At 72.5% G+C, this 26728-nt stretch carries 20 protein-coding genes and 2 pseudogenes; 7 read left to right on the top strand and 15 right to left on the bottom strand.

Features of this window, described 5'->3' with window-relative positions; all coding sequences use genetic code 11:
* Positions 1–346: 346 nt before the first annotated feature.
* Entirely contained in the window at positions 347–2728 is a 2382-nt protein-coding gene (locus tag ACWD0J_RS36585) for a SpoIIE family protein phosphatase (protein WP_451500177.1), read from the bottom strand.
* A 267-nt stretch (positions 2729–2995) separates the two neighbouring features.
* Here ACWD0J_RS36585 and ACWD0J_RS36580 point away from each other — a divergent pair, with 267 nt between their 5' ends.
* The 5 genes from ACWD0J_RS36580 (at position 2996) to ACWD0J_RS36560 (ending at position 11355) form a co-directional block, all read left to right on the top strand.
* Positions 2996–6091: a glycoside hydrolase family 2 TIM barrel-domain containing protein gene (locus tag ACWD0J_RS36580; RefSeq protein WP_451500176.1), complete on the top strand. Its 3096-nt coding sequence runs from the start codon at positions 2996–2998 to the stop codon at positions 6089–6091.
* A 158-nt stretch (positions 6092–6249) separates the two neighbouring features.
* Positions 6250–8493 carry a glycoside hydrolase family 9 protein gene (locus ACWD0J_RS36575; protein WP_451500175.1) on the top strand — a complete coding sequence of 748 codons (2244 nt, stop codon included), beginning with the start codon at positions 6250–6252 and terminating at the stop codon, positions 8491–8493.
* Between the two features lie 200 nt (positions 8494–8693).
* Positions 8694–8939 (top strand): hypothetical protein, encoded by a 246-nt coding sequence (locus ACWD0J_RS36570; RefSeq protein ID WP_451500174.1) that lies wholly within the window; start codon positions 8694–8696, stop codon positions 8937–8939.
* Positions 8940–8942: 3 nt separating this feature from the next.
* A complete protein-coding gene (locus tag ACWD0J_RS36565) occupies positions 8943–9320 on the top strand; it encodes a toxin Doc (RefSeq protein ID WP_451500173.1) in 378 nt (125 codons plus the stop codon).
* A 403-nt stretch (positions 9321–9723) separates the two neighbouring features.
* Positions 9724–11355, top strand: a complete 1632-nt coding sequence (locus ACWD0J_RS36560; protein WP_451500172.1) for a ricin-type beta-trefoil lectin domain protein — start codon at positions 9724–9726, stop codon at positions 11353–11355.
* A 51-nt stretch (positions 11356–11406) separates the two neighbouring features.
* On the opposite strand, the gene ACWD0J_RS36555 is transcribed toward ACWD0J_RS36560, so the two are convergent.
* The 3 genes and pseudogenes from ACWD0J_RS36555 to ACWD0J_RS36545 all read right to left on the bottom strand — a co-directional run bounded on the left by ACWD0J_RS36555 (position 11407) and on the right by ACWD0J_RS36545 (position 13731).
* Positions 11407–12582: a lactate 2-monooxygenase gene (locus ACWD0J_RS36555; protein WP_451500171.1), complete on the bottom strand. Its 1176-nt coding sequence runs from the start codon at positions 12580–12582 to the stop codon at positions 11407–11409.
* A gap of 134 nt (positions 12583–12716) precedes the next feature.
* Positions 12717–13079: pseudogene (locus tag ACWD0J_RS36550) on the bottom strand (hypothetical protein); the annotation flags it as partial.
* A gap of 100 nt (positions 13080–13179) precedes the next feature.
* The gene (locus ACWD0J_RS36545) at positions 13180–13731 is read right to left on the bottom strand and encodes a hypothetical protein (protein ID WP_451500170.1); all 552 of its coding nucleotides are present in this window, start codon (positions 13729–13731) and stop codon (positions 13180–13182) included.
* A gap of 327 nt (positions 13732–14058) precedes the next feature.
* Here ACWD0J_RS36545 and ACWD0J_RS36540 point away from each other — a divergent pair, with 327 nt between their 5' ends.
* Positions 14059–14490, top strand: a complete 432-nt coding sequence (locus ACWD0J_RS36540) for a protease inhibitor (RefSeq protein WP_451500169.1) — start codon at positions 14059–14061, stop codon at positions 14488–14490.
* 169 nt (positions 14491–14659) lie between these two features.
* On the opposite strand, the gene ACWD0J_RS36535 is transcribed toward ACWD0J_RS36540, so the two are convergent.
* From ACWD0J_RS36535 to ACWD0J_RS36485, 11 genes are all read right to left on the bottom strand, one after another.
* Positions 14660–14857 (bottom strand): CDGSH iron-sulfur domain-containing protein, encoded by a 198-nt coding sequence (locus ACWD0J_RS36535; protein WP_451500168.1) that lies wholly within the window; start codon positions 14855–14857, stop codon positions 14660–14662.
* A complete protein-coding gene (locus ACWD0J_RS36530) occupies positions 14838–15530 on the bottom strand; it encodes a HemK2/MTQ2 family protein methyltransferase (protein ID WP_451500167.1) in 693 nt (230 codons plus the stop codon). Before ACWD0J_RS36530 ends, ACWD0J_RS36535 begins: the two co-directional genes overlap by 20 nt.
* Positions 15527–16540, bottom strand: coding sequence for an iron-containing redox enzyme family protein (locus tag ACWD0J_RS36525; RefSeq protein ID WP_451500166.1), 1014 nt, complete (start codon positions 16538–16540; stop codon positions 15527–15529). The genes ACWD0J_RS36530 and ACWD0J_RS36525 overlap by 4 nt, the downstream gene beginning before the upstream one ends.
* Before the next feature lie 126 nt (positions 16541–16666).
* Positions 16667–16855, bottom strand: coding sequence for a hypothetical protein (locus tag ACWD0J_RS36520; protein WP_451500165.1), 189 nt, complete (start codon positions 16853–16855; stop codon positions 16667–16669).
* Positions 16856–16927: 72 nt separating this feature from the next.
* On the bottom strand, positions 16928–17935 hold the full coding sequence (locus tag ACWD0J_RS36515; protein ID WP_451500164.1) for a Ppx/GppA phosphatase family protein: 1008 nt from the start codon (positions 17933–17935) through the stop codon (positions 16928–16930).
* A gap of 156 nt (positions 17936–18091) precedes the next feature.
* On the bottom strand, positions 18092–18289 hold the full coding sequence (locus tag ACWD0J_RS36510) for a hypothetical protein (protein WP_451500163.1): 198 nt from the start codon (positions 18287–18289) through the stop codon (positions 18092–18094).
* A complete protein-coding gene (locus ACWD0J_RS36505) occupies positions 18286–21138 on the bottom strand; it encodes an NHLP bacteriocin export ABC transporter permease/ATPase subunit (protein WP_451500162.1) in 2853 nt (950 codons plus the stop codon). The genes ACWD0J_RS36510 and ACWD0J_RS36505 overlap by 4 nt, the downstream gene beginning before the upstream one ends.
* Before the next feature lies 1 nt (position 21139).
* The gene (locus tag ACWD0J_RS36500) at positions 21140–23362 is read right to left on the bottom strand and encodes an NHLP family bacteriocin export ABC transporter peptidase/permease/ATPase subunit (RefSeq protein WP_451500161.1); all 2223 of its coding nucleotides are present in this window, start codon (positions 23360–23362) and stop codon (positions 21140–21142) included.
* Positions 23359–24165 (bottom strand): HlyD family efflux transporter periplasmic adaptor subunit, encoded by an 807-nt coding sequence (locus tag ACWD0J_RS36495; protein ID WP_451500160.1) that lies wholly within the window; start codon positions 24163–24165, stop codon positions 23359–23361. The genes ACWD0J_RS36500 and ACWD0J_RS36495 overlap by 4 nt, the downstream gene beginning before the upstream one ends.
* A 97-nt stretch (positions 24166–24262) precedes the next feature.
* The gene (locus ACWD0J_RS36490; protein WP_451500159.1) at positions 24263–24478 is read right to left on the bottom strand and encodes a type A2 lantipeptide; all 216 of its coding nucleotides are present in this window, start codon (positions 24476–24478) and stop codon (positions 24263–24265) included.
* A 453-nt stretch (positions 24479–24931) separates the two neighbouring features.
* Positions 24932–25345 carry a PaaI family thioesterase gene (locus ACWD0J_RS36485; protein WP_451500158.1) on the bottom strand — a complete coding sequence of 138 codons (414 nt, stop codon included), beginning with the start codon at positions 25343–25345 and terminating at the stop codon, positions 24932–24934.
* Positions 25346–25565: 220 nt separating this feature from the next.
* On the opposite strand from ACWD0J_RS36485, the pseudogene ACWD0J_RS36480 reads away from it, so the two are divergent.
* Positions 25566–26564, top strand: a pseudogene (locus ACWD0J_RS36480) (S1 family peptidase); the annotation flags it as partial.
* Between the last annotated feature and the right edge of the window lie 164 nt (positions 26565–26728).

The raw sequence follows: 26728 nt of genomic DNA, 5'->3' as shown, positions 1-26728 counted from the left end.
CCCGGTGGTACTTCTCGCTGCGCAGCCCCTACTCGTGGTTCGCCTACCGCGACCTCAGCGAGAAGCACCGCGACCGCGCCCGCGAGCCGCGCCGCCCGCCGGATGTCCTGGGACGTCTTCGCCATGTCTGTCCACACTCCCGGAGAACACCTCGCACACGGGGCATCGCCGGCCCGCGTGTGTACGGCGCCCTGTGCCCCGTCGCTGAGGTCCGACGCGGACGGGCGCGGAGGAGTCCGCGCGTCGCCCACGGGAAATCGTGTCACTTCCCGACGCGTACGGCCTCCAGGACGCGGTCGCTCCAGCCGCGCACCCCGCCGTGCCGGCGGGCGCCGGTGCGGGCGGCTCACTCCTCCTCGACGAGAGTGATCTCCGCCCAGATCGTCTTGCCCTCGGCGGTGTGCCGGCTGCCCCAGCGCTGGGTGAGCTGGGCGACCAGCAGGAGGCCCCGGCCGCCCTCGTCCCACGTCTTGGCGCGGCGCAGATGCGGGGCCGTGTGGTTGGTGTCGGACACCTCGCAGATCAGCGTGGTCGCGTCGTGGATGAGCCGCAGCCGGATCGGGTGCGCGCCGTACCGGATGGCGTTGGTGACCAGTTCGCTCACCACCAGTTCCGTGGTGAACGCCGCCTCGCTCAGGTCCCACAGGTCGAGCTGGGCGACGGCCTGCTTGCGGACCGGCGAGACGAGCGCGGGGTCCGCCGGGATGTCCCAGGTGGCGACCTGCGAGGCGGGCAGTCCCAGAGTGCGCGCCAGCAGCAGGGCCACGTCGTCCAGGGCGCCGCCCGCCGGGAGCAGCCTGTGCAGGACGCGGTCGCAGGTCTCGTCCAGGGAGCCGGAACCGGCCGCCAGCGCCTCGCACAGCAGCGCGTGACTGGCGTCCACGTCCCGCTCCCGGGTCTCGATCAGGCCGTCGGTGTACAGGGACAGCACGGTGCCCTCGGCGAGGGCGAGCTCGACCGACTCGAACGGCAGCCCGCCCAGGCCCAGCGGCGGACCCGGCGGCAGATCGACCTCCCGCGGCGGGCCGCCCGGCGGGAGCATGACGGGGGCCGGGTGTCCCGCCCGGGCCAGCGTGCAGCGCCGCGACACGGGGTCGTACACCGCGTAGAGGCAGGTGGCGCCGACCTCACCCGGACTGCCCTCCCCGCCGGCCTCCGCGGACAGCCGTACGACCAGATCGTCCAGGTGGGTGAGGAGCTCGTCCGGGGCGAGGTCGATGTCGGCGAGGGTGCGCACGGCGGTGCGCAGCCGGCCCATCGTCGCCGAGGCCTGGACGCCGTGGCCGACGACGTCCCCGACGACCATCGCGACCCGCATCCCGGACAGCGGGATCACGTCGAACCAGTCGCCGCCCACCCCCGCCCGGGCCGCCGGGAGATAGCGGGAGGCCGCCTCCACGGCGGCCGTGCGCGGCAGCGTCCGGGGCAGCAGGCTGCGCTGGAGGGCGAGGGCGGTGTCCCGCTCGCGGGAGTAGCGGCGGGCGTTGTCGATGCAGACCGCCGCCCGGGCGGTGATCTCCTCGGCGAGCAGCACGTCGTCGGGGGTGAACCCGTCCGGCCGCCGGAACCGGGTCAGGACGGCCACGCCGAGGGTCTGGCCGCGGGCGAGGATCGGCACGGACATCGTGGCGTGGATGCCGTGCCGCTGGACCCGTTCGAGGCGCTCGTCGTCCCAGGACAGCCACTCGGCGAGGCCGCCGGTCTCCGCCGAGGCCACGATGGTGTGGCCCGCCACCAGGGAGTCGGCCTGTGGCGAGTGCGCCGGGTACGCGTCCACCTGGCCCGGCCTGGCCACCGCCTCCGGATTGCCCGGGCTGACCGACCGGTGGGCCGCCCGGCGCAGACTGACCGGCGCGGTCAGCCGCCCGGTCGAGGGCTCCCCGCCGGCCTCGCCGGGGTCCAGCAGATCCACGCTGACGAAGTCGGCCAGGGCGGGGACGCAGACGTCCGCGAGCTCCTGCGCCGTCCGGGTGACGTCGAGGGTGGTGCCGATGCGGACGCTCGCCTCGTTGACCAGTTGCAGCCGCTCCCGTGCCAGGTACTGCTCGGTGAAGTCGTGGGCGGCGACGCACACGCCCCGCACCCGGCCCGTGTCGTCGGTGATCGGCGCCATCCGCGCCAGCCAGGCGTACATCCGGCCCTGGTCGCCGATCGGCAGATAGGTGCGGACGTCGTGTCCCCGGCCGGTGGTGAGCACCGTGTGCAGATGCTCCTCGATGTCCGCGCTCTGCGGCCGGCCGCTCATCTCCGACACCCTCAGCCCCCGCACCCGCTCCTCCGGCAGCCCGAGCACCTCGGCCATGGTGGAGTTCATCCGGCGCAGCCGCAGCCGTTCGTCGTAGACGGCGACGGCGCAGGGGGACTGGACGAGCTGGGCGCGTTCCAGGGGGTCGTCCGGCGCGACCGGGCCGTCGCCCTCCAGCGGGGTCACCACGAGCCAGTGTGCCGGGCCGTCGCCCTCCGGTTCCCTGCGGTGGGCGAGCAGCCAGACGGTCACCGCCGAGCCGTCGCGGTGACGCAGGGTGAGCGTGCCGTCCCAGCGGGGTTCCCGGGGCACCGGCAGCCCGGCCGGAGCGGCGAGCAGGGCGGCGGCGGGACGGCCGACGACCTCGGCGGCCGTGTGGCCCAGGAGCCGGTGTGCCCCGTCGTTCCACTCCACGAGCGTGCCCGTGTCGTCGACGACGGCCCGCGCCGTCGCGGCGTCGTCGGACGGGTACACGGGGCTCATCGGCGCCACTCCATCGCGCACACTCACAGTGCACAGGTGCTTTCACTCGGGTTCCAGCCTAGTGCGTCGGGAGCCCGCGCGGACCGGGAAGTCCGGTACGGGCGGACGCGGCGTCCGGACCCGGTCAAGGGGGAAATCCGGCCGTTGTGACGCCCGGGACAGAAGCCCCACGCCGCACTCTTGACGGGCCTGAGTGGCAGACCGTCAGAATCTGTTTGTTCACGATCGGTTGTGAGTACTTCTGGGCCCTGATGAGGGAGAGCCGCCATGCAGGTCACGCGCAGATCGGTCCTGCTCGCCTCCGCAGCCGCACCGGCCGCCGGAGCGTTGCCGGGCACCCCGGTGGCGCGGGCCGCCGAGGCCGCGGGGAGCACGTCCGGCCGCGGCACCGTCGCCCTGCGTGACGGCTGGCGCTTCGCGCTGGTCGACCCGGGCGGGGTCACCGACCCGGCCGGCGAGTACGCCGACGCCGCCGCACCCGGCTACGACGACTCCGGGTGGCGCCAGGTCGCGGTGCCGCACGACTGGAGCATCGAGCTCGCCCCGACCACGCAGCACGGCACGACCAGCGGCACCGGGTTCTTCCCCGGCGGCCTCGGCTGGTACCGCCTCGCCTTCACCCTGCCGTCCGCGCTGGCCGGCAAGCGGATCTCGGTGGAGTTCGACGGCGTCTACATGGACGCGTACGTCTACTGCAACGGCACCGAGGCCGGCCGGCACCCCTACGGATACACCGGCTTCGCCGTCGACCTGACCGGCCTGGTGCACACCGACGGGACCACGGAGAACGTGATCGCGGTCAGGGTGCGCAACCGGCTTCCCAGCAGCCGCTGGTACTCGGGCAGCGGCATCTACCGCGAGGCCCGCCTCGTCGTCACCGAACCGGTGCACGTGGCCCGCTGGGGCACCCACGTCACCACGCCCGAGATCACCGCGAAACGCGCCACGGTCGCGGTGGAGACCTCCGTGGTGAACGGGTCCGGCGCCGTGAGCCCGGTCGAGATCCGGTCGCGGATCAAGGACCCCCGCGGACGCACGGTGGCCCGCGCGGCGACCACCGTCACCGTTGAAGGGCAGGCCACCGGGACCCAGGAACTCGCCGTCCCCGACCCTCAGTTGTGGGACATCGGCTCCCCCCGCCGCTACTCCCTGGAGACCGAACTGCGGGTCGGCGGCAAGACCGTCGACACCTACCGCACGCCCTTCGGCTTGCGCACCTTCCGCTTCGACCCGGACGAGGGCTTCCATCTCAACGGCACTCATCACAAGCTCAAGGGTGTCGACCTGCACCACGACCTGGGCGCGCTGGGCGCCGCGGTCAGCAAGGACGCGATCCGCAGACAGCTGACCCTCATGCGGTCGATGGGCGTCAACGCCTTCCGCACCTCCCACAACCCGCCCTCGCCGGAGATGATCGAGGTCTGCGAGGAGCTCGGCATCGTGATGCTGGTGGAGGCCTTCGACTGCTGGCGCAGCCCCAAGACCCGCTACGACTACGGCCGGTTCTTCGACGAGTGGTCCGACCGGGACCTCGCGGAGATGGTGCTGGCGGCCCGGAACTCTCCCGCCGTGCTCGTGTGGTCGATCGGCAACGAGATCTCCGAGTTCACCTCCGCCGCCGGTCTCGCCATCGCGGACCGCCTCATCGCCGGCATCAAGGCGCTCGACGCCACCCGCCCCGTGGTGATCGGCTCCCACCGGCACCGCACCGTGCCGGCCGTGGGCTCCCCGGGCGACCTGATCCTCGCCAAGCTGGACGGGCTCGGCCTCAACTACAACACCGCCAAGTCGGTGGACGCCCTGCACGCCCGCTACCCGCACCTGTTCCTCTTCGAGTCCGAGTCGTCCTCCGAGACCTCCACACGCGGCACCTACCAGGAGCCCGAGCGCCTCAACACCGGCGAGAACCACACCCCGGGCAAGCGGGAGACGTCGTCGTACGACAACAACCTCGCCTCCTGGACCATGAGCGGCGAGTACGGCCACAAGAAGGACCGGGACCGCAAGTGGTTCGCCGGGCAGTTCCTGTGGTCGGGCATCGACTACATCGGGGAGCCCACGCCCTACGACGTCTTCCCGGTGAAGGCGTCCTTCTTCGGCGCCGTCGACACGGCCGGCTTCCCGAAGGACATGTACCACCTGTTCCGGAGCCAGTGGGTCGGTGAGCCCATGGTCCATCTGCTGCCGATGACCTGGAACCACGAGGAGGGCGACACGGTCGAGGTGTGGGCGTACGCCAACGTCGACACCGTGGAGCTGTTCCTCAACGGGAAGTCCCTGGGGGTGAGGACGTTCGACAGGAAGAAGACCACCGACGGCCGGGAGTACCTGGAGACCACCGAGGCGACCGGAGACGACAAGACCTTCACCGACGGCCCCTACCCCGGCAGTTACACCAGCCCGAACGGCAGCGCGGGCAAGCTCCACCTCAGCTGGAAAGTGCCCTACCGGCCGGGCGAGCTGAAGGCGGTGGCGCGCAGCGACGGCAAGGTGGTCGCCTCCGACGTGCTGCGCACGGCCGGGAAACCGCACGCCGTACGTCTCACCGCCGACCGCGCGTCCCTGCCCGCCGACGGCCGTGCACTGGTCTTCGTCACCGCCGACGTCGTCGACGCCCGCGGGGTGGTGGTGCCCGACGCCGAGCACCTGATCTCCTTCGACGTGCGGGGCGGCTCGCTCGCCGGACTCGACAACGGCCGCCAGGAGAGCGCCGAGCGGTACCAGGCCAGCACCCGGACCGCCTTCCACGGCAAGGCGCTCGCGATCGTACGGTCCGGCACCGAGCCGGGGCCGCTGAAGGTGACCGCGCGGGTGCCGGGCCTGCGGTCGGGCACGGCGACCGTGCGCACCACGCCCGCCCGGTCGGCCGCCACCACACCACCGGCCGCGTTCACCCCCGGCCATCCGGCGCCACCGGAGCACCCCTTCGCGGACGCCGGTTACTCCGGCCGCCCGGACACCCTGCCCGCCGCGATGCTCGACGGCGACCCGGCCACCGGCTGGTCCAACGCCTTCAGCAAGGCGGCCACGGCCCTGCTGCCCGCGGTCAACGGTGCCCGGGCCGGGGACTGGGTCGCCGTGGACTTCGGACGCACGCGCACCTTCGACCGCGTGGAGGTCTCCTTCACCCTGGGCGCGACCCACAGCCTGCCCGCCTCCGTCGAGGCCGAGGTGTGGGACGGCCGCGCCTATGCGCCGGTGAAGGACGCGGCCGTCGAGTGGGCCACCGCCTCGGACACGCCGACGGTCATCACCTTCGCCGCCGCCCGAGGCTCCCGGCTGCGGCTCACGCTGACCAGCGCCCACCCGGGTGAGGCCCGGGGCGGGCTCCGCGTCAGCAAACTGGAGGTCCCGGCCGCCTGAGCCGGCCGCCTGAGCCGTCCCTCGAACGGTCCGTACGGACACCAGTCCCGTACGGACCGTTGACGGAATGTCATCCGTGCAACAACCATGGCCTGCGTCCGCATCTGGGAGCGCTCCCACGCCGAGCGTCGCCCGCACCTCCCCCGAGGAGCCCAGACGTGAAACGACGCAGAACCACTCTGCTGTCCCTGACGGCCCTGATCGGAGCGGCACTGGTGGGTCTTCCCGGCCCCCCGGCCGCCGCCGACGAGGTCGAACAGGTCAAGAACGGCACCTTCGACACCACCACCGCCCCCTGGTGGACCAGCAGCAACGTCACCGCGGGCCTGTCCGGCGGACAGCTCTGTGCGGACGTGCCCGGCGGCACCGCCAACCGCTGGGACGCCGCCGTGGGCCAGAACGACCTCACCCTGGTCAAGGGGGAGTCGTACCGGTTCTCCTTCACCGCGAACGGCTCGCCCGACGGCCATGTCGCGCGTGCGATCGTCGGCCTGTCGGCGGCGCCGTACGACACCTACTTCGAGGCGAGCCCGCAGCTGAGCGTCTCCGGGAACGCCTACTCCTACACGTTCACCTCGCCCGTCGACACCACCCAGGGCCAGGTCGGCTTCCAACTCGGCGGCAGCGCCGAGCCGTTCCGCTTCTGCATGGACGACGTGTCGCTGCTGGGCGGAGTGCCGCCCGAGGTGTACGAGCCCGACACCGGGCCCCGGGTGCGTGTCAACCAGGTCGCCTATCTGCCCGCCGGGCCCAAGAACGCCACGCTCGTCACCGACGCCACCACGAAGCTGCCCTGGCAGCTGAAGAACTCCGGCGGCGCCGTGGTCGCGCAGGGCCTGACCGTCCCGCGCGGGACCGACGCCTCCTCCGGGCAGAACGTCCACTCGATCGACTTCGGCGCCCACAAGAAGCGGGGCACGGGGTACACCCTGGTCGCCGACGGCGAGACCAGCCGCCCCTTCGACATCGGCACCGGCGCCTACGACAAGCTGCGCCTGGACGCCGCGAAGTACTACTACACCCAGCGCAGCGGCGTCGCGATCCGCGACGACCTGCGCCCGGGCTACGGCCGTCCGGCCGGCCACGTCGGCGTGGCACCCAACCAGGGCGACGCGAACGTGCCCTGCCAGCCCGGCGTCTGCGACTACACGCTCGACGTCTCCGGCGGCTGGTACGACGCCGGAGACCACGGCAAGTACGTCGTCAACGGGGGCATCTCCACCTGGGAGCTGCTGAGCACCTACGAACGCGCGCTGCACGCCCGCACCGGGCAGCCCGCCGCACTGGGCGACGGCACCCTCGCCATCCCGGAGAGCGGCAACAAGGTGCCGGACATCCTCGACGAGGTGCGCTGGGAGCTGGACTTCCTCCTGAAGATGCAGGTGCCGGACGGGCAGCCGCTGGCCGGCATGGCCCACCACAAGATGCACGACGAACAGTGGACCGGCCTGCCGCTGCTGCCCAGCGACGACCCGCAGAAGCGCGAACTGCACCCGCCGAGCACCCAGGCCACGCTGAACCTGGCGGCGACGGCCGCGCAGGCGGCCCGCCTGTACCGGCCCTACGACAAGGCGTTCGCGGCGAAGGCCCTGGCCGCCGCCCGCGAGGCATGGACGGCCGCGCTCGCCCACCCCGCCCGGTACGCCGACCCGGACGACGGCATCGGCGGCGGCGCCTACGCGGACTCCGACGCCACCGACGAGTTCTACTGGGCGGCGGCCGAGCTGTACCTCACCACGGGGGAGAAGCCGTTCGCGGACCACGTCCTGAACTCGCCCGTCCACACCGCCGACATCTTCGGCCCGCTCGGCTACGACTGGGCCCGGACGGCCGCCGCCGCCCGGCTGGACCTCGCGACCGTGCCCAACAGGCTGCCCGGCCGGGACAAGGTGCGCCAGTCCGTCGTCAAGGGCGCCGACCGCTACCTGGCCACGCTGGCCGCACACCCGTACGGCATGCCGTACGCCCCGGCCGACAACGTCTTCGACTGGGGCTCCAACCACCAGATCCTGCACAACGCGGTCGTCATCGCCTCCGCGTACGACATCACGGGCGGCTCCAAGTACCGTGACGGCGCCCTGCAGAGCATGGACTACCTGTTCGGCCGCAACGCGCTGAACATCTCGTACGTCACCGGCTACGGCGAGGTCGACGCCAAAAACCAGCACAGCCGTTGGTACGCCCGCCAGCTGGACGCGAGCCTGCCGAACCCGCCCGACGGAACCCTCGCCGGCGGTCCGAACTCAAGCATTCAGGACCCCTACGCACAGAGCAAACTCCAGGGTTGCGTCGGCCAGTTCTGCTACATCGACGACATCCAGTCCTGGTCGACGAACGAGCACACCATCAACTGGAACTCCGCCCTGGCCCGGATGGCGTCCTTCGTGGCGGATCAGGGCTGACCTTCACACGCTCCACGAGTCACCCCGGCCGCTCATGGGCGGCCGGGGTGTGGAGCCGAACCCGGTCGAGCGGCTGGCGCACCTGTACGAGGTGACTGGGCCTGCGGACCCGAACCGCTGCCGTGGCTGTAGGTACCGCGGTCGGCGGGCTGTGAGCTGTGGACATTTACGAGCAGGTACCCGAGCGGTACCGTGGTGGCATGCCTGCTCTGAACGTGGAATTCAGCGATCGCGAGCTGGAGGATCTGCGGCAGATCGCCAAGGAACGCGGTACGTCGATGAAGGCGCTGGTGCGCGAGGCCGCCGCGGCCGACATCGCCCGCCACCGGGCCCTGCAGGAGGGCGCCGAGGCGTTCCGCCGCTTCTTCGCCGCCCACGCCGACGAGTTCGCGGCCGCCTTCCCCGACGACGAACCACACAGCCGGGGCGAGGGGCGGGTCGCCTGACCGATGGCCCGAGTCGTCCACATCGACGTGCCCTGGCTGCTCCAGCGGCATGAAGAGGTCCTGCCCGAACAGCCCACGATCAACGACTTCTCCGCGCTGGTGGCCGCCGTCGCCCGGCACCGCGTCGACCCGCCCCGCCTCGGCGTGGACTCCGATCCCGCCTGGCGGGCCGCCGCCCTGCTGCACACCCTCGCCCTGCTCAAGCCCCTGCCGTCGGCCAACGCCCGCTTCGCCTGCGCGACGGCCGTGGCGTACATGTTCGTCAGCGGCGCCGGCATCGACCCGCCGTACGGCGCCCTCGTGGACCTCGCCCGCGATCTGATCTCCGGCAGCACGGACGTGTACGGCGCCGCCGACCGGCTGCGCTCCTGGCAGATCTGACGGCGCCCGCGGGGCTTTGAGCAAGGCCGCCCTCAGTGCACTACGGGGAAACCGCGCCCCGGTAGCGAGCGCGGCGTTCCGGCGTGTGCGTGTGATTCGCGCGGCGCGCACGCGATCACGGAAACCGGTATCCGCTTGTTGAGGTGCCTCGCATTTGACTTTCTTTCAATGATGTGGAGGTCGCCCGAGCGCCTTGTTGGCCGTGAGTGACGTGTGCGAGGGTGACCATTCGGTGTGGGGGGTATGGGCCGGCCCGTGTGCGTCCCGCGGGGAACCGGGGCGGACGGATGCCGGTGAATTCACGCTTCCCGCGCCCGCGCCATAAAGGTGCCGCCCGCTCCGGGCCCCTTTTCGGCGACCAGAACCTCTGCGTCCCCCATGCGCGTGGGAAGGAATCCGCTCAGTGCCCACCCCCCACCCCCCTCGCCCTCCTTACCCCCCGCCCGGCGGGGCCCGCGAAGAATCCGACGCCAGTCTCGGCGCGACCCTCACAGGCCGTCCGGACCGTGCGGCCACTCCCGCCGTCGCGCTGCTCATGGCCCGGCACTGGCAGCCCGCCCACGAGTACGCGGTCATCTGCCTCGCCTCCCGGGCGGACACCGCCTCCATGGTCACCGCCGCCGCCTTCCACCAGGTCCTCGACGGGCTGACCGTCGGCGAGCCGGCCGTGGCGCTGCGGCCCCGGCTGCTGCTGGCCGTGCGGGACACGGTCCTGCGATGGTCGGCCGAGGAGCGGATATCCGGTGTGCTGCCGGATCTCGGGAAACCCGCGGGCGGCCGCGGTATGCGCACGGCCAAGTCCCTGACACCGGAAAACCGGAAACTGGCCGAGCGGTCATTCCATGCCCTTCCCGGACTGGCCCGGTGCGTGCTGTGGCATGTGGAGGTCGAGGCGGAGTCCATTGCCGTCCCCGCCGCTCTCCTGGGCATGGATACCGACATAGCGTCGGCGGCGCTCGAACAGGCGCGTGAAAAACTCCGGGAGGGATGTGTACACGCGCATCGGGAACTCGCGCCGACCAAGGAATGCCGCTTCTACAACCGCCTCCTCGACGTTCCGATTCGCCGCGGCGGAGCCTTGCTGCCGGATGTCCAGCAGCATCTGGGGGAGTGCCGCCACTGCCGTAACGCGGCCGAACAACTGAGCCATTTCGAGGGTGGGTTGGGAGTCCTGCTCGCCGAGGCGGTGCTCGGCTGGGGCGCCCGCCGCTACCTCGACACCCGCCCCGCCCGCCGGCACCCCGAAGCGCGCACCCGCGGCCCCGCCCGGCACGGCGGCGGACGACGGCGCCCCCTCGGTGGCATCCCGGCCCTGTCCATGGCCCGCCGCCGCACCCCCGGCGGCCCGCGTTCCTCGCGGACGCTGCTCACCGGAGTGGGCCTCGCTTCCGCCGGGCTGCTCGCGACGGTTTTCGTCACCGGCCTCTGGCCGGACGACGACGGCGTCGACCCGGCCGCCTCCACCAGCGCGAACGGCGGCCTCGGCGCGACCTCGGACACCGGCGTCCCGTCCCCGCCCGCGGCGTCCTCCGGCACCGCCCAGCTCCCCGCCGCACCCGGACGCACCCGGCTGCGCAACGCCGACGCCGGCCTGTGCCTCGACATCAAGGGCGAGCCGAAGTCCGGGGCGGGGGCCGGGCTGGCGGGGTGCTCGACCGCGCCGGCCCAGCGGTGGTCGTACGAGGACGACGGCCTGCTGCGCAGCGTGGCCGACCCCGAGCTGTGCCTGGACTCGCACGCGGACGCCGGTGTGGTGATCCTCGGCACCTGTGCCGGCGGGAAGGCCGGGCGGGGCGACGACGTGCGCTACGACCTCACCGTGCGGGGCGAGCTGCTGCCCCGCTGGGACGAGCGGCTCGCGCTGACCTTCACCACCGACGACGCCGGCGCCGACATCGTCGTCAAGGTCCGCGACGGCTCCGCCGAGCAGCGCTGGCTGACCGACCCGGTGTCGACGGCCGGCCCCGGTTCGCTGTCGGTCACCGGGACGGCGACGCCGTCGGCGCGGCCCGTGCAGCTGCCGGACCGGACGTAGGCCGTCCGGGGACCGCAGGCAGGCGTGTTGTGCCTGCGGTCCCCGGGCCGGTCACCAGCCCGCGGGATCCTCCGCCAGGTCGGCGGGGCCGACCGTGGCCGGTCCGGCGTGTCCGGACAGGGCGAGGGTGAGGTCCAGCTCGGCGAGCAGGCAGCGGATCACGTGCTCCACGCCCGCCTGCCCGTCGAGGCCGAGCCCGTACACGTACGGCCGTCCGACGAGCACCGCCCGGGCGCCGAGCGCGAGCGCCTTGAAGACGTCGTCCCCGGTGCGGACACCGCTGTCGAACAGGACGGTCAGCCGGTCGCCGACGGCCTGGACGACCCGCGGCAGCGCGTCGGCCGCCGCCACCGAACCGGCCACCTGACGGCCCCCGTGGTTGGACACCACCACCCCGTCCATCCCCGCGTCGGCGGCGAGCCGGGCGTCGTCCGGGTGCAGGACCCCCTTGAGGACGATCGGGCCGTCCCAGTTCTCCCGCAGGAACGCAAGGTCCGGCCAGGTCTTGGCGGGATCGGCGAACATCCCGACGAAGTGCATGACGGCCGCGTTCGGGTCCTCGTGCACCGGCTTGGCCAGGCCCGCCTGGAAGGCAGGGTCGGAGAAGTAGTTGGCGGTGCCCACGCCGTGCAGGAACGGCAGATACGCCTGGTCCAGGTCGCGCGGGCGCCAGGACAGCAGCGGGGTGTCGAGCGTGACGACGAGCGCGGTGAACCCGGCCGCCCGCGCCCGGTCCAGGAAGCTCCGCGCCACCTCCGGGTCCTTCGGCCAGTACAGCTGGAACCAGCGCTCGGCGTCTCCCATCGCCTTGGCGACCTGCTCCATCGGCGTGCTGGACGCCGACGACAGGATGTACGGCACGCCCTGCGCGGCGGCGGCCCGGGCGGCGGCCGGCTCGGCCTCCGGATGCATGATCGACAGCACGCCGACCGGCGCCAGGGCCAGCGGAGCGGGCAGGGCGCGGCCCAGCACCTCGACGGACAGGTCACGCTGGTGCACGTCCCGCAGCATGCGGGGCACGATCCGCCGGCGCTCCAGCGCGGCCCGGTTGGCGCGCGCCGTGCTGCCGTCGCCCGCGCTGCCCGCCACATAGCCGACGGGACCCGGGCCGAGCCGCTGCTCGGTCAGCTCCTCCAGCCGGGTCAGATCGGTGGGCAGGCGCGGTACGGCACCCGACATCCCGTTCAGGTAGATCTCGTACTGGAAGTCCGCCCAGTGCTTGGCCACCGTACGTCCCGCCTCTCGTCGTGAGACCGCGTCGTGCGCCGACGATACCGGCGGGCAGGCGGGGGCTGGCCACGGGCTTGTCAGGACCTGGGAGCCGACTTCTGGAGAATGCGGGCCAGTTCGGCGGGCCGGGAGAACACCGCCATCGCCAGGATCAGCGCGCCCGCGAGGACGCCGAGGAGGGTGGCCGCGAGGCGCTGCCGGAAGGACAGACCGAACAGGATCGGGAAGGCGCCGAGGACGCAGGGGGAGAAGGTGTTCGCGCCGCCGAAGCCGAGCCGGAACAGGTCGAGCGGACGCGCCGTGCGGTCCGCGTCCGGGACGCGCTCCACGCCGTGGCTCTCGACCTCGGTGAGGGGCGGCGCGCAGGAGGGGGCGCGGTCGGCTCGGGCTGCGGGGACGAGGAGGCTCCGGCGAGGGGGCGGCGGTGGAGCGTGTGGTGGCGCGACGGGACGGACGGCCGCTCGCGGTCGCGGGGGTGTGCGACGCGAGCGGATGCCGTCCTCCCGGGGGTCTGCCGACCGTACGGCCGGAGGCAGGATCCGCACCAGAGGACGGTTCATCCATCCGTCGGGCCGTGAGTGGACGAATCCTCCATCAGGCCGTGTCCGCGGGCGTGTCCTCGGGTGCGGTGTCGGGGCCCTGGGCCCGGACCCGCTGGACGTGTTCGAGGGAGTCCCGCAGCTCCGCCAGCCAGTCGTCGGCGTGGCGCTCGACCAGGCGGACGCACCAGGCGAGCGCGTCGCTGCGGCTGCGGGCGACGCCGCCGGCGATGAGGGTGTCCAGGACCTGACGCTCCGGCTGCCGCAGCCGGGTCATCACGGGGGCCGCGACATGCGTGAACAGGGCGCGCTCGCCGCCGCACTCCACACCCCAGGAGACCTTCCGGCCGTACCGGTGCTCGGCGTCGCGGGCCACCGCGATCCGGGCGTCCCGGGTCCGCTCCCGGAACTCCTGGATCCGGCCCCGCACGGCCGCCTCCCGCTCGGCGGCCGACGCGTCCCCCGCGATGCGGGGCCCGGGCACGCGGCCGACCACGGTGATCTCCTCGCGGTCCGCCGTCACCTCGACCAGTTCCTCGAACAGGTCGTCGGGCAGGCGGCCGGCGAACCAGCCGCGCAGTTCCTCTCGCTGCTCTGTTGTCATCATGTAATGACCATTACTCCGCCGGGCCGTGAACGCAAGGAGTCGGGGCGGGGTGCGCTCAGGGCTGAAGCGGAATGTTTCCGGCCTATTGCCGAGCGGGGGCAATCCGGCCATCCGGCCCGAGCGGGCGATCAAGAACCGCTCACCGCAGGGGTCGGCACGTTCGATTTCCGTGACTTCGCGCCACTGATTCAACACGCAAGGTTACTGAAACCTGTGGGTCCGATGTGAGTTTCGGCGGGGAACTCGGCAGACTCGCGCTCGCCGCCCTCGGGCACCGACCGAGCCGGTCGGCGGTACACCCTCGAATCGAGCGGAAGGATGCACACAATGCGGAACACCGCGCGCTGGGCAGCGACCCTGGGCCTGACGGCCACCGCCGTCTGCGGCCCCCTGACCGGGGCCGCCCTCGCCGCCCCGCCCACCGCCCCGACCACGCTCTACGCCCCCTCGGCCCTGGTACTCACCGTCGGCCACGGCGAGAGCGCGGCCCTCGCCACTCCGGAACGCGCGGTCACCCTGACCTGTGCCCCGACCGCCTCCGGCACCCATCCGGCCACCGCCTCCGCGTGCGCCGAACTGCGCTACGCCGACGGAGACCTCGACGCCCTGACGGCCGACCGCGACGTCCTGTGCACCAAGGAGTACGACCCGGTGGTCGTGACGGTCGACGGTGTCTGGCGGGGGCAGCGCGTCTCCTTCGAGCGCGTCTTTCCCAACGAGTGCGTGAAGAGCTCCCACGGCAGCGTCTTCACGTTCTAAGGACCGGGATCGCACGGTCCTCGTGACCCTCCCAAGGGCCCGCAGCTGGGGAGTGAGGGTCCTGGCACGAGGACCGGCGGTCCCGCACCCGGGGTCGGCGGACGGAGTGGGGCCGTCCGCCGGCCCCCCGGGTCACCCCGCCGGTTGTGCCCGCCGGTTGTGCCCGCTGTCAGGCGCGGTCGCGGTGGCTGGTGTCGCACCAGGGGTAACGGCGGCTGCGGCGGCAGGTGCACAGGGCCACGCGGAAGCGGTCGGAGGACACCGTGGAGCCGTCCTCCAGTGCCACTTCCACCGGACCCTCCACCAGCAAGGGCCCCCGGCGCTGCATGGCGATCCTGCGCGGCTGCTCAGACGGGGAGTTCGGCACGGACGACCACCAGCTCTTCCTTCTCGTCGGCGTCGGACAGCAGCCCGCGCTCGCGCAGCCACTCCTGCCGCCCTCGCAGCACCGGACCGAAGTCGATCCGGTGGCGACGGGTCACGGAGGCCTTCAGGCCGGAGCCGCGCAGGTGTTCGATAGTCCGGCCGGGGTCGCTCAGCGCGGAGTGCACCATCAGCAGGACCCCGCCGGGCCTGAGCAGCGTGGGCGCCTCTTGGCAGATCCGGTCCAGGACGTACCGCCCGTCACCGCCCGCGTCCCAGGCGCGGGCCGGCCCACGGGGCGGCCGGCCGCCCGTCGGGGCGGGCACGTACGGCGGGTTGGTGAGGATGAGGTCGAAGGACCGGTCCCGCACCGGAGCGAAGAGGTTGCCGCGCCGGATACGCACCGGCACCCCCGCCATCCAGGCGTTCAGCCGCGCGGTGCACACCGCGCGCCAGGACACGTCCACCGCGGTCACGCGCGTGCCACGGCGGGCGGCCTCGATGGCCAGGGCTCCGCTCCCGGTGCCCACGTCGAGGACGTCGGCACCCGGCGGGAGCGGCTCTTCGGACAGGGCCCCGGCCAGCAGGGCGGTGTCCTCCTGTGGGGCGTACACACCCGGGAGGACCAGTGGCAGCACCAGTGGGTTCACGTCGCCCGAGTACCCCAGGATGCTCATGAGATTCCAGAGAGTTCGGAGGTCAGGGGGGTGCGCAGGGACGACCGGCCCGCGTTCCAGTCGTCGAGCAGACGCGCGCCCAGGCGCCCCTCGACGAATTCCGTGGCGTCGATGCCGAAGGCGACGTCCGGCGCGAGATGCGGCTCTTCCTCCAGCAGCCCGCCGATGACCTCATGGCGCACCACCTGTTCGTGCACCGCGTCCGCCTCGACGTGCTCGTCGTAGAAGAACTCGGCGGCGGGTCCGGCCCCGGTGCGCCGCATCGCCTCGGCCAGCCGGCGGGAACCGGGGGAGGAGGTGATCTCCACCGCCGCGAAGTGCCCCACCAGGGCGCCCCGCAGGGAGCGGTGCAGGCCGAAGAGGGACATCAGGTTCACGGTGGCCAGCAGCTCCGCGCAGGCCACGTCCAGATAGTGACCGTACGTCGTGTCCAGGTCCAGATCCGTCATCAGGTCGGCGAAGAGACGGGCGTGCACCCGGTCGGGGCGGCCGCCGCCGTACTCGTCGAACTCCACCGCCGCCATCCCCGCCTTGGCCCGGCCCCACAGCCGGGGCAGCACCCAGGCGTGCGGGTCCGCCTCCTTGAGGTGGTACAGGGAGCGCTGGGCGGCGTACTCGCGCAGCTGCCACAGTTCACCCTTGTCGCGCAGGTGGTGGGAGACGCCCGTGCCGTCCACCGGCTCGACCAGGATCTCGGCGAGCGCGTCCTCGACGCTCTCGTGCACGGGGGTGTCCGCGCGCAGGGCGGACAGGTAGCGGTGTTCCAGCGCGGCCCGGGTGCGCAGCAGGTCCGGGTCCCACTCCAGCTCCGCGGAGACGCCCGCGAAGCCGCGGTAGTGCAGCTCGTAGCAGACGTACAGGGCCAGCTGGAGGTCGTCGCCGTAGACGGGCGCGTCCTCGATGTCCTCGGGGCTCGGCAGCGGTCCGGCACCCCGCAGATACTCCGTGACGGCTGCCGACACCGGGCCCCGGGGGGTGGGCAGCCGTGGTTCCTGACTCTCATGTGGCATGCGGGTCGGGTACCCCGCAGGTCGCGGACCATCCGCGGGCGCGGAGCGGGCCGGCCGCGGCGGCCGGCCGGTACGGGGTGGCGCGCACCCTCGGGGAACGGGCCGGGGGCGCGCCGCCCGAGCAGGTCAGTCGCCCTGCGACTCCTTCTGGGCGCGTGTGTTCGGGGTGACGGCCTCCGCGGCCTCACCCTGGTGGCGCCGCTGCTCCTCGGAGTCCCGAGTACGGGTCTCGGCGTCCTCGACCTCGCGCAGGACCTCTCCGAGCGCGGTCTCGGACGGCTTGTCGGTCCGGTCGTTCTTGCCGGTGTCGGACACGGTTGTTTCCTCTCTCTCGTGTTTCTTCTCTTCTCCCGCCGCTTCCCGCTTCCCGCTTCCGGGTTCCCCGGTTCAGCTCGTCGCCGTCGCGATGTGCAGCGGTACGGGATCCGGGGCGGGGGTCTCCTCGCTGCGGCGGATGATCTCCGCCCACCAGGACGGGCCGTCCTCGATGTGCCGCAGCAGCACCCCCTCCCGGATCGCCCAGGGGCAGAGCGTGAGCGTGCTGATCCCGGTCAGCTTCATCGCCGTGTGCGCGACCACCGCGCCGGCCAGGCTCTGCGCGGCGCGCGGCGCGGAGATCCCGGGCAGCAGAGCGCGTTCGGCGGCGGGCAGGGCGGCCAGCCGGTCGATCGCGTCCCGCAGGGCGTCCCGGTGCAACCGCCGTTCCACGAACGGGCCGTGCCGTCCGGGCGGCGCCCCGCACAGGCGGCCCAGCTGCTGGAAGGTCCGTGAGGTGGCCACCGCCGTGTGCGGTCCCTCCCAGCGGATCCGCCCCGCCACGTCCCGGAGCTGGTGACGGATCTTGCGGCGCATCGCCCGCACGAGCTCCGGCGGTGGTGGATCCTGATCCCCGAAGAACTCATGGGTCAACCGCCCCGCCCCGAGCGGCAGGCAGGCCACGAAGTCCGGCAGCCGGCCCCGGCCGAAGGCCACTTCGAGTGAGCCGCCGCCGATGTCCAGCAGGGCGAGCGGCCCCGACCGCCAGCCCATCCACCGCCGGGCCCCGAGAAAGGTCAGCTCGGCCTCCACCTCCCCCGGCAGGGTGCACAGGTCGACCCCGGTCCGCACCCGGACGTCCCGTAACACCTCCCGGCGGTTGGGGGCGCTGCGCACCACCGCGGTCGCGAAGGCCAGCGGGTTCGCCGCACCCCACCGGGCGGCGGTCCGGTTCGCCTCGGCGACCGACTCCACGAGCCGCTCGACCGCCTCCTGCGGCACCGGGTCTCCCGGCTTCATGTGATCGGACAGTCTCAGGCGCCACTTGGCGGTGTGCACCGGCAGCGGCACCCCGCCCTCCGCGTCCGCGACGCCCAGTCTGACCGTGTTCGATCCCACGTCCACCACGCTGATTCGCATGGCAGGTGGGTACCCACTCGGGTGATCGTCCAACGCGGACCGCCCGCGCCGGGCTCCGGCCGCCGGCCCGGCACCTTGCCCGGTGACGGCGGAGAGGGGCCGCCGTCACCCTGCGGACGGCGGCCCCTCGAACCTCGGCGGCGCAGCCGGGCCGGATCACCCGGGGACGGCCGGTGCCGCGTCCGCGTCCTGCCGCGGTACTCCGCGCCGGGAGAGCAGGAACGTGATCAGCGTGCCGACGGCGAAGAAGCCCGCCGACCACCACAAGGCGGTGGTGCGGCTCTCGATCGCGGCCCGGGCCCGGACCAGCTCGCTGCCCGGGGCCCTCCCGGCGCGGCGAGGCGGCAGGGTCACGTCATCTGCCGCCGCACCAGCTCGTGCAGCCGGCCGCCGGTGTCCGCGAGGAGCTGCGCGGGCGGGCCCTGCTGGGCGACCTTGCCGTCCTCCATCACGATCACGCGGTCCGCGTCCATCACGGTGGACAGGCGGTGCGCGATGACGATCCGGGTGGCGTTGAGGGCCTTGGTGCTCTCGATGACCGTGCGCTGGGTCTCGTTGTCCAGGGCGCTGGTCGCCTCGTCGAAGAACAGGATGCGCGGACGGCGGATCAACGCCTGTGCGATCATGAGGCGTTGGCGCTGGCCGCCGGAGATCGCCCCGCTGCCCGCGACGATGGTGTGCAGGCCCATCGGCATCCGCTTGATGTCCTCGGCCAGCCCCGCCATCTCGGCCGCCGCCATCGCCTCCTCCGGTGTGTACGGCTCGGTGCCGCAGATGACGTCCAGGATCGAACCGGTGAACGGCTGCGCGTGCTGGAGCACCACCCCGCACTGCCGGCGCACGGCGGACTGGTCGAGGGCGGCCAGGTCCTGGCCGTCGTAGAGCACACTGCCGGACACCGGCCGGTCGAAGCCGATCAGCAGCCTCAGCAGCGTGGACTTGCCGCACCCGCTCGGGCCGACGATCGCCACGAACTCGCCCGGACGTATCCGGAACGACACGTCGTCCAGCACCAGCGGGCCGTCGTCCGAGTAGCGAAAGGAGAGCCCGCGGGCCTCGATGGCCCCGGTCAGCGGCCCCGGCCGGGTGCTCGCCCGGCGCACCTCGGGGGTGGCCTGCAGCACCGGCTTGATCTCCTCGAACAGCGGCAGCGCCGCCACCACCGAGACGAAGGAGCCGGTCAGCTGGGTGACGGCGGTCAGCAGCATCGTCACCGACGTGTTGAAGGTGAGGAACGCCGCCGCCGACATCGTCCCGCGCGCCGGGCCCGCGAGCAGCATGAACATCAGCAGGGTGCACAGCGGCAGATACACCGCGCCCAGCACCGTGGTGAGGTTCTTGATGCGCCCCACTCTCTGCTGGAGTTCGCGGCTGCGCGCGAACTGGGAGGCCCAGGCCGCGTAGGCGTAGTTCTCGGCTGCCGCGATCCTGAGCTTCGGCAGGCCGCGCAGGGTCTGGAAGGCCTGGTTGTTCAGCTTGTTGCCGAGCACCACCAGACGCCGCTGCCAGCGCACCTGCCACAGCCCGAGCCCCAGGAACACGGCGGCGATGACGACGAGCATGGCGATCGCCGCCAGCGCCATCGAGGCGCTGTACCAGAACAGCAGCCCCAGGTTCATCGCACCCACGGTCACCGACTGGGCGACCACCGGACCGATGCCCGCCATCATCCGGCGGATCGCGCTGATGCCCATCGCCGCGCTCGCCAGCTCGCCCGTGGAGCGCTCGGCGAAGAAGGCGGTCGGCAGCCGCAGCAGCCGGTCCCACACCGCCGGTTGCAGCGTGGACTCGATGCGGCCCTCCAGCCGGAGGATGGTGAGGTTCTCCAGCAGCATGAAGGCCGCCGCCACCACCGCGCTCACCATCACGGCCAGACAGGCCTGCACGATCAGGTCGCTCTGCGCCTTCGGCACGTACTCGCCGAGCACCTTGCCGGTGGCGATCGGCACCAGCGCCCCGATCGCCACCGTCACCAGCCCGCCGAGCAGCAGGTTCCTCAGGTCGCCGCCGGTGCCGCGCATGCTGAAGCGCAGCAGCCCGAGCGGGCCGAGCGGACGGTCCGGCAGCGGACGGTAGAACATCACCGCGCGCGGCTCGAACTCCTCCGCGTTCGCCTTCTCGACCGGCGTCCGACGGCCGGTCGCCGGATGGACGGCCACATAGCCGCCGCGCCGCCACAGCAGAGCGACCGGCGTGCCGGACAGCGCCCGGTGGCCCACCAGCGGGCCCACGTTGTCGCGCCACCAACGGCCGTCCAGGCGTACGGCCCTGGTGCGGACGCGGGAGGCGACGGCGATCCGCTCGACCGGGTCCAGACGGTCGCTCTCCGTGCCGGACTGCGCCGGCTCGGCGAGCGGGATGCCGGCGGCCTGCGCGACCAGCTTGCACGCCGCGTAGCTCGCGTCCGCGTCGGCGGACGTGGCGCGCCGGCCGGACCGTTTGCCGATCGACGCGAGCAGCGTCCGGTCGGCCTGGACGCGGACCGCCTCACCGGCCTTGATGCCGGCCGCCGTCCGCGTCTCGTGCGTGCGCTCCAGCTGCTCGATCCACCGGTCCAGCGTGGTCAGCAGCCGGTACTGCTGGTCGACCATGCTCTGCCAGACCGCGGGGTCCATCAGCAGGTCGGCCGCCGCCTCCGCGCCGTACAGGGAGCCGTACTGCACGCTGCCCGGCGGCACCTGCATCCAGAACACGTCGTCGTCCTCCCCCGCGCTCGAATGAACGCGCGCGGGGGCACCCCCGTGCGCGGCGGCCCGTTCGGTGGCCGTCGGCGCCTGGAAGAGGATGGACAGGCTGCGGCCGACGCCCAGCGCGAGGGCGTACTCCAGCGGGCTCGTCGTGGGCGGGACGTACTGGGGGTTGCCGAACTCGTCGTACGACCAGGTCTGGGTGTGCGCGGGCTGGTACAGCTCGCGCAGCCCGATACGGCGTACCACGCAGTCCCTCAACGGCCGTGCCACCAGGGTCTGTCCAGGCCCGGCGACCGGACCGAGCAGAAGGGAGCCGGCCTCCAGCCGGCCCAGGTGGTGCCAGTGGCCCTGCTGCTCGGCGTCGACCGCGAACAGGTCCAGGGCGCCCGCCGCGACCAGCCACAGCACCTGCGGGCCTTCGAGGTCGAGGCGGCTGAGGCCGGCGCAGTCCAGGGGCGTGCCCATGGACCCGAGCGCGCCCAGGACGAGGTCTCCCTCGTGTGCGGTCGTCATCTCACCGCTCCCTGACCAGCTGGGCGTACGCGCCACCGCGGGCGACCAGCTCCTCGTGCCGTCCGCGTTCCACGATCGTGCCGTGCTCCAGGACGACGATCTCGTCGCTGTCGCGCACGGTGCTGAGCCGGTGCGCGATCACCACACAGGCACAGCCGCGCTTGCGCAGGTTGTCCATGACCACCAGCTCGGTCTCCGCGTCCAGCGCGCTGGTCACCTCGTCCAGCACCAGGATGCTGGGCCGGCGCACCAACGCCCGCGCGATCTCCAGGCGCTGGCGCTGGCCGCCGGAGAAGTTGCGGCCGTCCTGCTCGACCTTGCTGTGGATGCCGCCGGGCCGCCGCGCGATCACGTCGTACAGGGCCGCGTCGCGCAGCGCGTCCTCCACGGCGTCGTCCGGGATGGACGGGTCCCACAGCGCCACGTTGTCGCGGACCGTGCCCTCGAAGAGGAACACGTCCTGGTCGACGAAGGAGACGGAGGCCGCGAGCGCCCCGCGCGGGATGTCGTCCAGGCGCTGCCCGTCGATGCGGATCACGCCCTCCCACGGGGTGTACAGGCCCGAGATCAGCCGGGAGACCGTCGACTTCCCGCTGCCGGAGCCGCCGACCAGGGCGACCTGCCGGCCGGGGCCGACGGTCAGGTCGAAGCCGGTCAGCAGCGGCTTGTCCAGCGGGCTGTAGCCGAAGGTGATGTTCTGCAGCTCGACGTGCCCCTGCAGACGGCGCGTCGACTCGCCCGCGCCGGGACGGTCGTAGAGCGGGTCGGCCTGGAAGTTCTCCACGTCCTTCAGGCGGGCCACGTCGGCCGCGAAGTCCTGGATACGGCCCGCCACGCCGTTGAGGCGGGTGATCGGGGCGGTGAAACGGGTGACCAGCGCCTGGAAGGCGACCAGCAGGCCGACCGAGATGCCGCCCTCCACCGCGCGCATCCCGCCGATCCACAGGATCAGCGCGCTGTTCAGGGTCGCGAGGGTCGGCGCGACCACGCCCAGCCAGGCGCTCGGCACGCCGAGCCGCTGCTGCTCCTCCAGGGTGGTCGCGTGCTGCCCGGCCCACTTGCGGAAGTAGCCGTCCTCGCCGCCGGTCGCCTTCATCGTCTCGATCAGTTGCAGCCCGGAGTACGCCGTGTTGGTGAGCCGGGCGCTGTCCGCGCGCAGCTTCGCCGTCCGGGTGGCGCGCAGCCGGATGACGACCCGCATGGCCACCACGTTCAGCAGCGCCACCCCGATGCCGAGGTACGTCAGCTGCGGGTCGTAGGTGTAGAGGAGCACCGCGTACAGGACCACGACCACGGCGTCCACGCCCGCCGCCGCGAGGTCGCGGGCCAGCGTCTCGGCCACCTGGTCGTTCGACTGGAGGCGCTGCACCAGGTCGGCCGGGCTGCGCTGGGAGAAGAACGTGACCGGCAGCCGCAGCAGATGCCGCAGGAAACGGGCGCTGGAGAGGGTGGAGGAGATGATGCGGCCGTGCAGCAGGTTCGCCTGTTGCAGCCAGGTCAGCACCAGGGTGAGCAGCACACTCGCCCCCATCGACGCGAACAGCACGCCGAGCAGCGAGGTCTGGCCCCCGATCAGGAACATGTCGATGTAGGTGCGGCTGAGCGCGGGCACGGTCGCGCCGACCACCACCAGCAGCAGGCTCGCCAGCACCGCCGCCGGCAGGGTGCCCGCGGTGCCGCGCAGCCGGGCCGGCATGGCGCCCAGCACACCCGGCTTGCGTCCGCCCCGCGTGAAACCCTCGCCGGGTTCCATGACCAGGACGACACCGGTGAAGCTGCCGTCGAAGTCCTCCATGGGCACGAAACGGCGGCCCTTGCCGGGGTCGTTGATCCAGACCCCGCGGCGGCCGAAGCGGCGGCCGATGCCGTCGTAGACGACGTAGTGGTTGAACTCCCAGAACAGGACGGCCGGCGTCCGCACCCCGGCGAGGGCGGCCGTGTCCATCTGCATGCCCTTGGCGGTCAGGCCGTAACTGCGGGCCGCCTTCAGCAGGTTGCTGGCCCGCGAGCCGTCCCGGGACACGCCGCAGGCGATGCGCAGCTCCTCCAGCGGGACGTGCTTGCCGTAGTGGCCCAGCACCATCGCCAGGGAGGCGGCGCCGCACTCGACCGCCTCCATCTGGAGCACGGTGGGCGTGCGGACGGTCTTCGCCCTGCCCTTCGGGACGGGGCGTCTCGGTGGCGCGCCGCGGCGCCTGCTCCGGGTGTCCTGTGCGGTGGTCACGGCAGCAGCCAATCGACGGGATGCTGATCGGCCAGCCGGATCGAACCCGTGGCCGTCGTCATGGAGGTGAGGGCGAACGGCGGGCCGTCCGCGGACGACCACCGGTAGCCGCTCCTGGTGCCGGACGACGTGTCCAGCTTCACCAGGACGGCCACCGGCCTGCCGTCCTTGGTGAACTGCTCGCCCAGCTGGCTGTCGCCGAGGAACGCGGAGATCTGCTGCGCCGACTGCGCGGACCGGTCCACCGACTTCACATGGCCGCGCAGCACGCCGTACTCCTGCGTCGGCACCGACTGCACGGTGAGGTCCACGGCGGCGTTCGCGGGAATGGACGCCGCGTTCTCGGCGGGCACGTACACCGTCGCGTACAGGGGGTCGGAGGCGTGGGCGACCTTCTCCACCGCGGCGACGTTCGCGCCGGTCCGGACGATCTGCCCGATGGTGGCGGCGAGCGCGGTGACCCGGCCCGCGGCGACCGTACGGACCACGGTCTCGCCGTCGGCCGTACGGACCTTCAGCACGGGCGCGCCGGCCGGCAGCCGCTCGCCCTGCTCGGCGACGACCTGGGTCACCTGGCCGGCCACGGGGCTCTGCAGGATGTAACTGCCCTGCCCGTGCGTGAGGATCGCGGGCGCGCCGACCGTGGACGCCACCGAACCGGTCACCGCCCACACGGACGCGGCCGCCATCACGACCACTGTCACGGACAGCACGAGCCAGCCCTGGGGACGGGCGAAGCGCACCGGAAGGTCCAGTTCTTCGGGCGACTGGAGCTTGGCGAGGGCCTGTTGGCGGAACTGCACGGAACTTTCCCTCACCTGTGGGAGAGATCTTTTACGGCATCCGAGAGTCCCGGAGCCGGGATACGGCTCCGGGACTCAACGGTCACACAGGGTGCGGTCAGAGACCGGCGACCAGGTTGGTGACCGGGGCGGTGTTCAGGCCGGTGACACCCTCGACGGTGCCGACAACCGTGTTGACCAGGCCGGAAACCGGGGCAACGCCGTCCACCAGGCCGGTGACGGTGCCGAGGCTGTTCACGGCCAGGCCGCCGGAGACGTTGTCGAGCTCAGCGTCGGAGATCTCGACGGTCTCAACCTGGGGGGTGGAGTTCATGATGGAACTTCCCTTCGTATGGGTATTTCACAAGGGGGGAGCGGCCCCCTCTGGGGACAGATGGGCCGCCGCGACCGCAGGTGCCGGGCGCCCGTTGCCGAAGAGCCGTTGTCGGCCCCTGCGGTGCGATGGATCAAAGCACGCGGCAGGACGGTGCTTCCAATCAACCACCGGCCTCACCAGGCAACTTGCGTCACGGCAGCCCCATTTGGTGCAGGCCTGCGCACGGCTTGGTGGCGACTTCTTCACACCGGACGCGGCATCGGTTCACGCGAGCCCTTGCGGCACCGTGAGCGAATCAGACACTCCGCGCCAATGGGCGACGGGCGCCGCGGGGATGTGCGGATCCTCCGGGCGCGGTGACCCCGTTGCGCAGTCGGTGTGCAGATTCCCTGGAGGCAGGATTCGACCCGGGGTTCGCGACGGAGCGTCGCTGACCGGTCGCCCTGCGTGTCAGCCCAGGAGCGCGCAGACCGTGCTCGCGCGGGCCGCGAGCCGACCGGATGCCTCGTCGGTCATCGTGATGTCGGCGAACGCCGTGCGGCGCCCCAGCTTGGTGACCACCGCCTCGATCAGGACATCCGTGCCGGCCACCGCCCGCTGGAAGGACGTCGACTGCTGCACCGTCGTCATCGGTCCGAAGGCCCCCCGGGCGGCCGACACCGCGATCACGGTCGCCGTGTCGGCGGCGGCCATCAGGGCCTGCCCGGACAGCCCGCCGCCCTCCCGCGCCAGCCGGTCCGACCAGGGAAGACGCAGCGTCGCCCGGTCCTCGCCCAACGCCTCGACGCGCAGCCCCAGTTCGAGGACCCAGGGAGCGAAGTTGTCGGTGAGGACCGTGTCTGCTTCGGCGGTGGTCATCGTCATATGGGGGATTGTTCCCCGGGCCGGCCCGTCGGGAGCCGGCCGTGGCCGATTCGGCGTCGTGCGCCGGGCGCACGGAAACGGAATTGAACGCCCCGCGCACCCCGTGCGTACCTCCTGCCATCCAGGCGCCCCAACAACTGCCGCACCCGGCAAGAGACTCCGGTCCCCCAGGAGGTCGAGAAGTTTGAGTCACAAGCGAATTCCGAAGCGCAAGGCCGCGATGGCGGCGGGCGGCGTGGTGGCGCTCGGAGCAGCCGCGATCCTGCTCCCGAACGCCAACGCGTCCCAGGACGGCGCTTCGAACGACGCCGCCGCCGCGCCGAGGACTCTGAAGTCGGCGGACGCCCCCGATCTCGCCTCGCAGGTCGCCGGACTGCTCGGTGACGCCTTCGCCGGTTCCTATTACGACGCCGACAGCCGGCAACTCGTCGTCAACGTCATATCGGGCGACGACAACAACGTGATCGTCCAGGCGAAGAAGGCGGGCGTGACCGTCCGCGAGGTCGACAACAGCATCGCCGAACTCGAAGCCGGCGCGCGGACCCTGAAGACGAAGGCGACGATCCCGGGCACCGCGTGGGCCGTCGACCCGAGGACGAACAAGATCCTGGTCACCGCCGACAGCACGGTCACCGGCACCAAGTGGGACAGACTGGAATCGACCGTCGAGACCCTCGGCTCCGGCATGGCGACCATCAAGAAGTCGGCCGGCACCTTCAGGCCGTTCGTCTCCGGCGGTGACGCCATCTTCGGCGGCGGCGCGCGCTGCTCGCTCGGCTTCAACGTCACGGCGGGCGACGGCACTCCCGCCTTCCTGACCGCCGGTCACTGCGGGGTCGCGGCGGCCGCGTGGTCGGACGCGCAGGACGGCCAGCCGATCGCCACCGTCGACCAGGCCACCTTCCCCGGCGAGGGTGACTTCGCGCTGGTGAAGTACGACGACGCGGCGACCGTGGCCCCGAGCGAGGTCAACGTCGGCGGCGGGCAGACCGTCCAGATCTCCCAGGCCGCCGACGCCGAGGTCGGTCTGGAGGTGATCCGGATGGGCAGCACCACCGGGCTGAGCGACGGCCAGGTCCTCGGACTCGACGCCACCGTGAACTACCCGGAGGGCACCGTCACCGGGCTCATCCAGACCAACGTCTGCGCCGAGCCCGGCGACAGTGGCGGTTCCCTGTTCACCGAGGACGGTCTGGCCATCGGCCTCACCTCCGGCGGCAGCGGCGACTGCACGGCCGGCGGCGAGACGTTCTTCCAGCCGGTCACCACCGCGCTGGAGGCGGTCGGCGCAGCCAGCGGGCCACCCACAGGTGGTCGGAGACCTCCAGCGGGGAGACCGGGCCGACCTGGAACTCCCACTGGCCGGGCATGACCTCGGCGTTG

The organism is Streptomyces sp. NPDC003011 (assembly GCF_053591515.1).
The sequence above is the reverse complement of the archived record's forward strand: the minus strand, read 5'-3'. Positions and strand labels throughout refer to the sequence as shown.

Coding starts and splice junctions, on each gene's coding strand:
- ACWD0J_RS36540 (WP_451500169.1), top strand. CDS start 14,059: ATGCGGAACACCGCGCGCTGGGCAGCGACCCTGGGCCTGACGGCCACC.
- ACWD0J_RS36580 (WP_451500176.1), top strand. CDS start 2,996: ATGCAGGTCACGCGCAGATCGGTCCTGCTCGCCTCCGCAGCCGCACCG.
- ACWD0J_RS36490 (WP_451500159.1), bottom strand. CDS start 24,478: ATGAACTCCACCCCCCAGGTTGAGACCGTCGAGATCTCCGACGCTGAG.
- ACWD0J_RS36485 (WP_451500158.1), bottom strand. CDS start 25,345: ATGACGATGACCACCGCCGAAGCAGACACGGTCCTCACCGACAACTTC.
- ACWD0J_RS36515 (WP_451500164.1), bottom strand. CDS start 17,935: ATGCGAATCAGCGTGGTGGACGTGGGATCGAACACGGTCAGACTGGGC.
- ACWD0J_RS36525 (WP_451500166.1), bottom strand. CDS start 16,540: ATGCCACATGAGAGTCAGGAACCACGGCTGCCCACCCCCCGGGGCCCG.
- ACWD0J_RS36565 (WP_451500173.1), top strand. CDS start 8,943: ATGGCCCGAGTCGTCCACATCGACGTGCCCTGGCTGCTCCAGCGGCAT.
- ACWD0J_RS36570 (WP_451500174.1), top strand. CDS start 8,694: ATGCCTGCTCTGAACGTGGAATTCAGCGATCGCGAGCTGGAGGATCTG.
- ACWD0J_RS36505 (WP_451500162.1), bottom strand. CDS start 21,138: ATGACGACCGCACACGAGGGAGACCTCGTCCTGGGCGCGCTCGGGTCC.
- ACWD0J_RS36530 (WP_451500167.1), bottom strand. CDS start 15,530: ATGAGCATCCTGGGGTACTCGGGCGACGTGAACCCACTGGTGCTGCCA.
- ACWD0J_RS36585 (WP_451500177.1), bottom strand. CDS start 2,728: ATGAGCCCCGTGTACCCGTCCGACGACGCCGCGACGGCGCGGGCCGTC.
- ACWD0J_RS36545 (WP_451500170.1), bottom strand. CDS start 13,731: ATGATGACAACAGAGCAGCGAGAGGAACTGCGCGGCTGGTTCGCCGGC.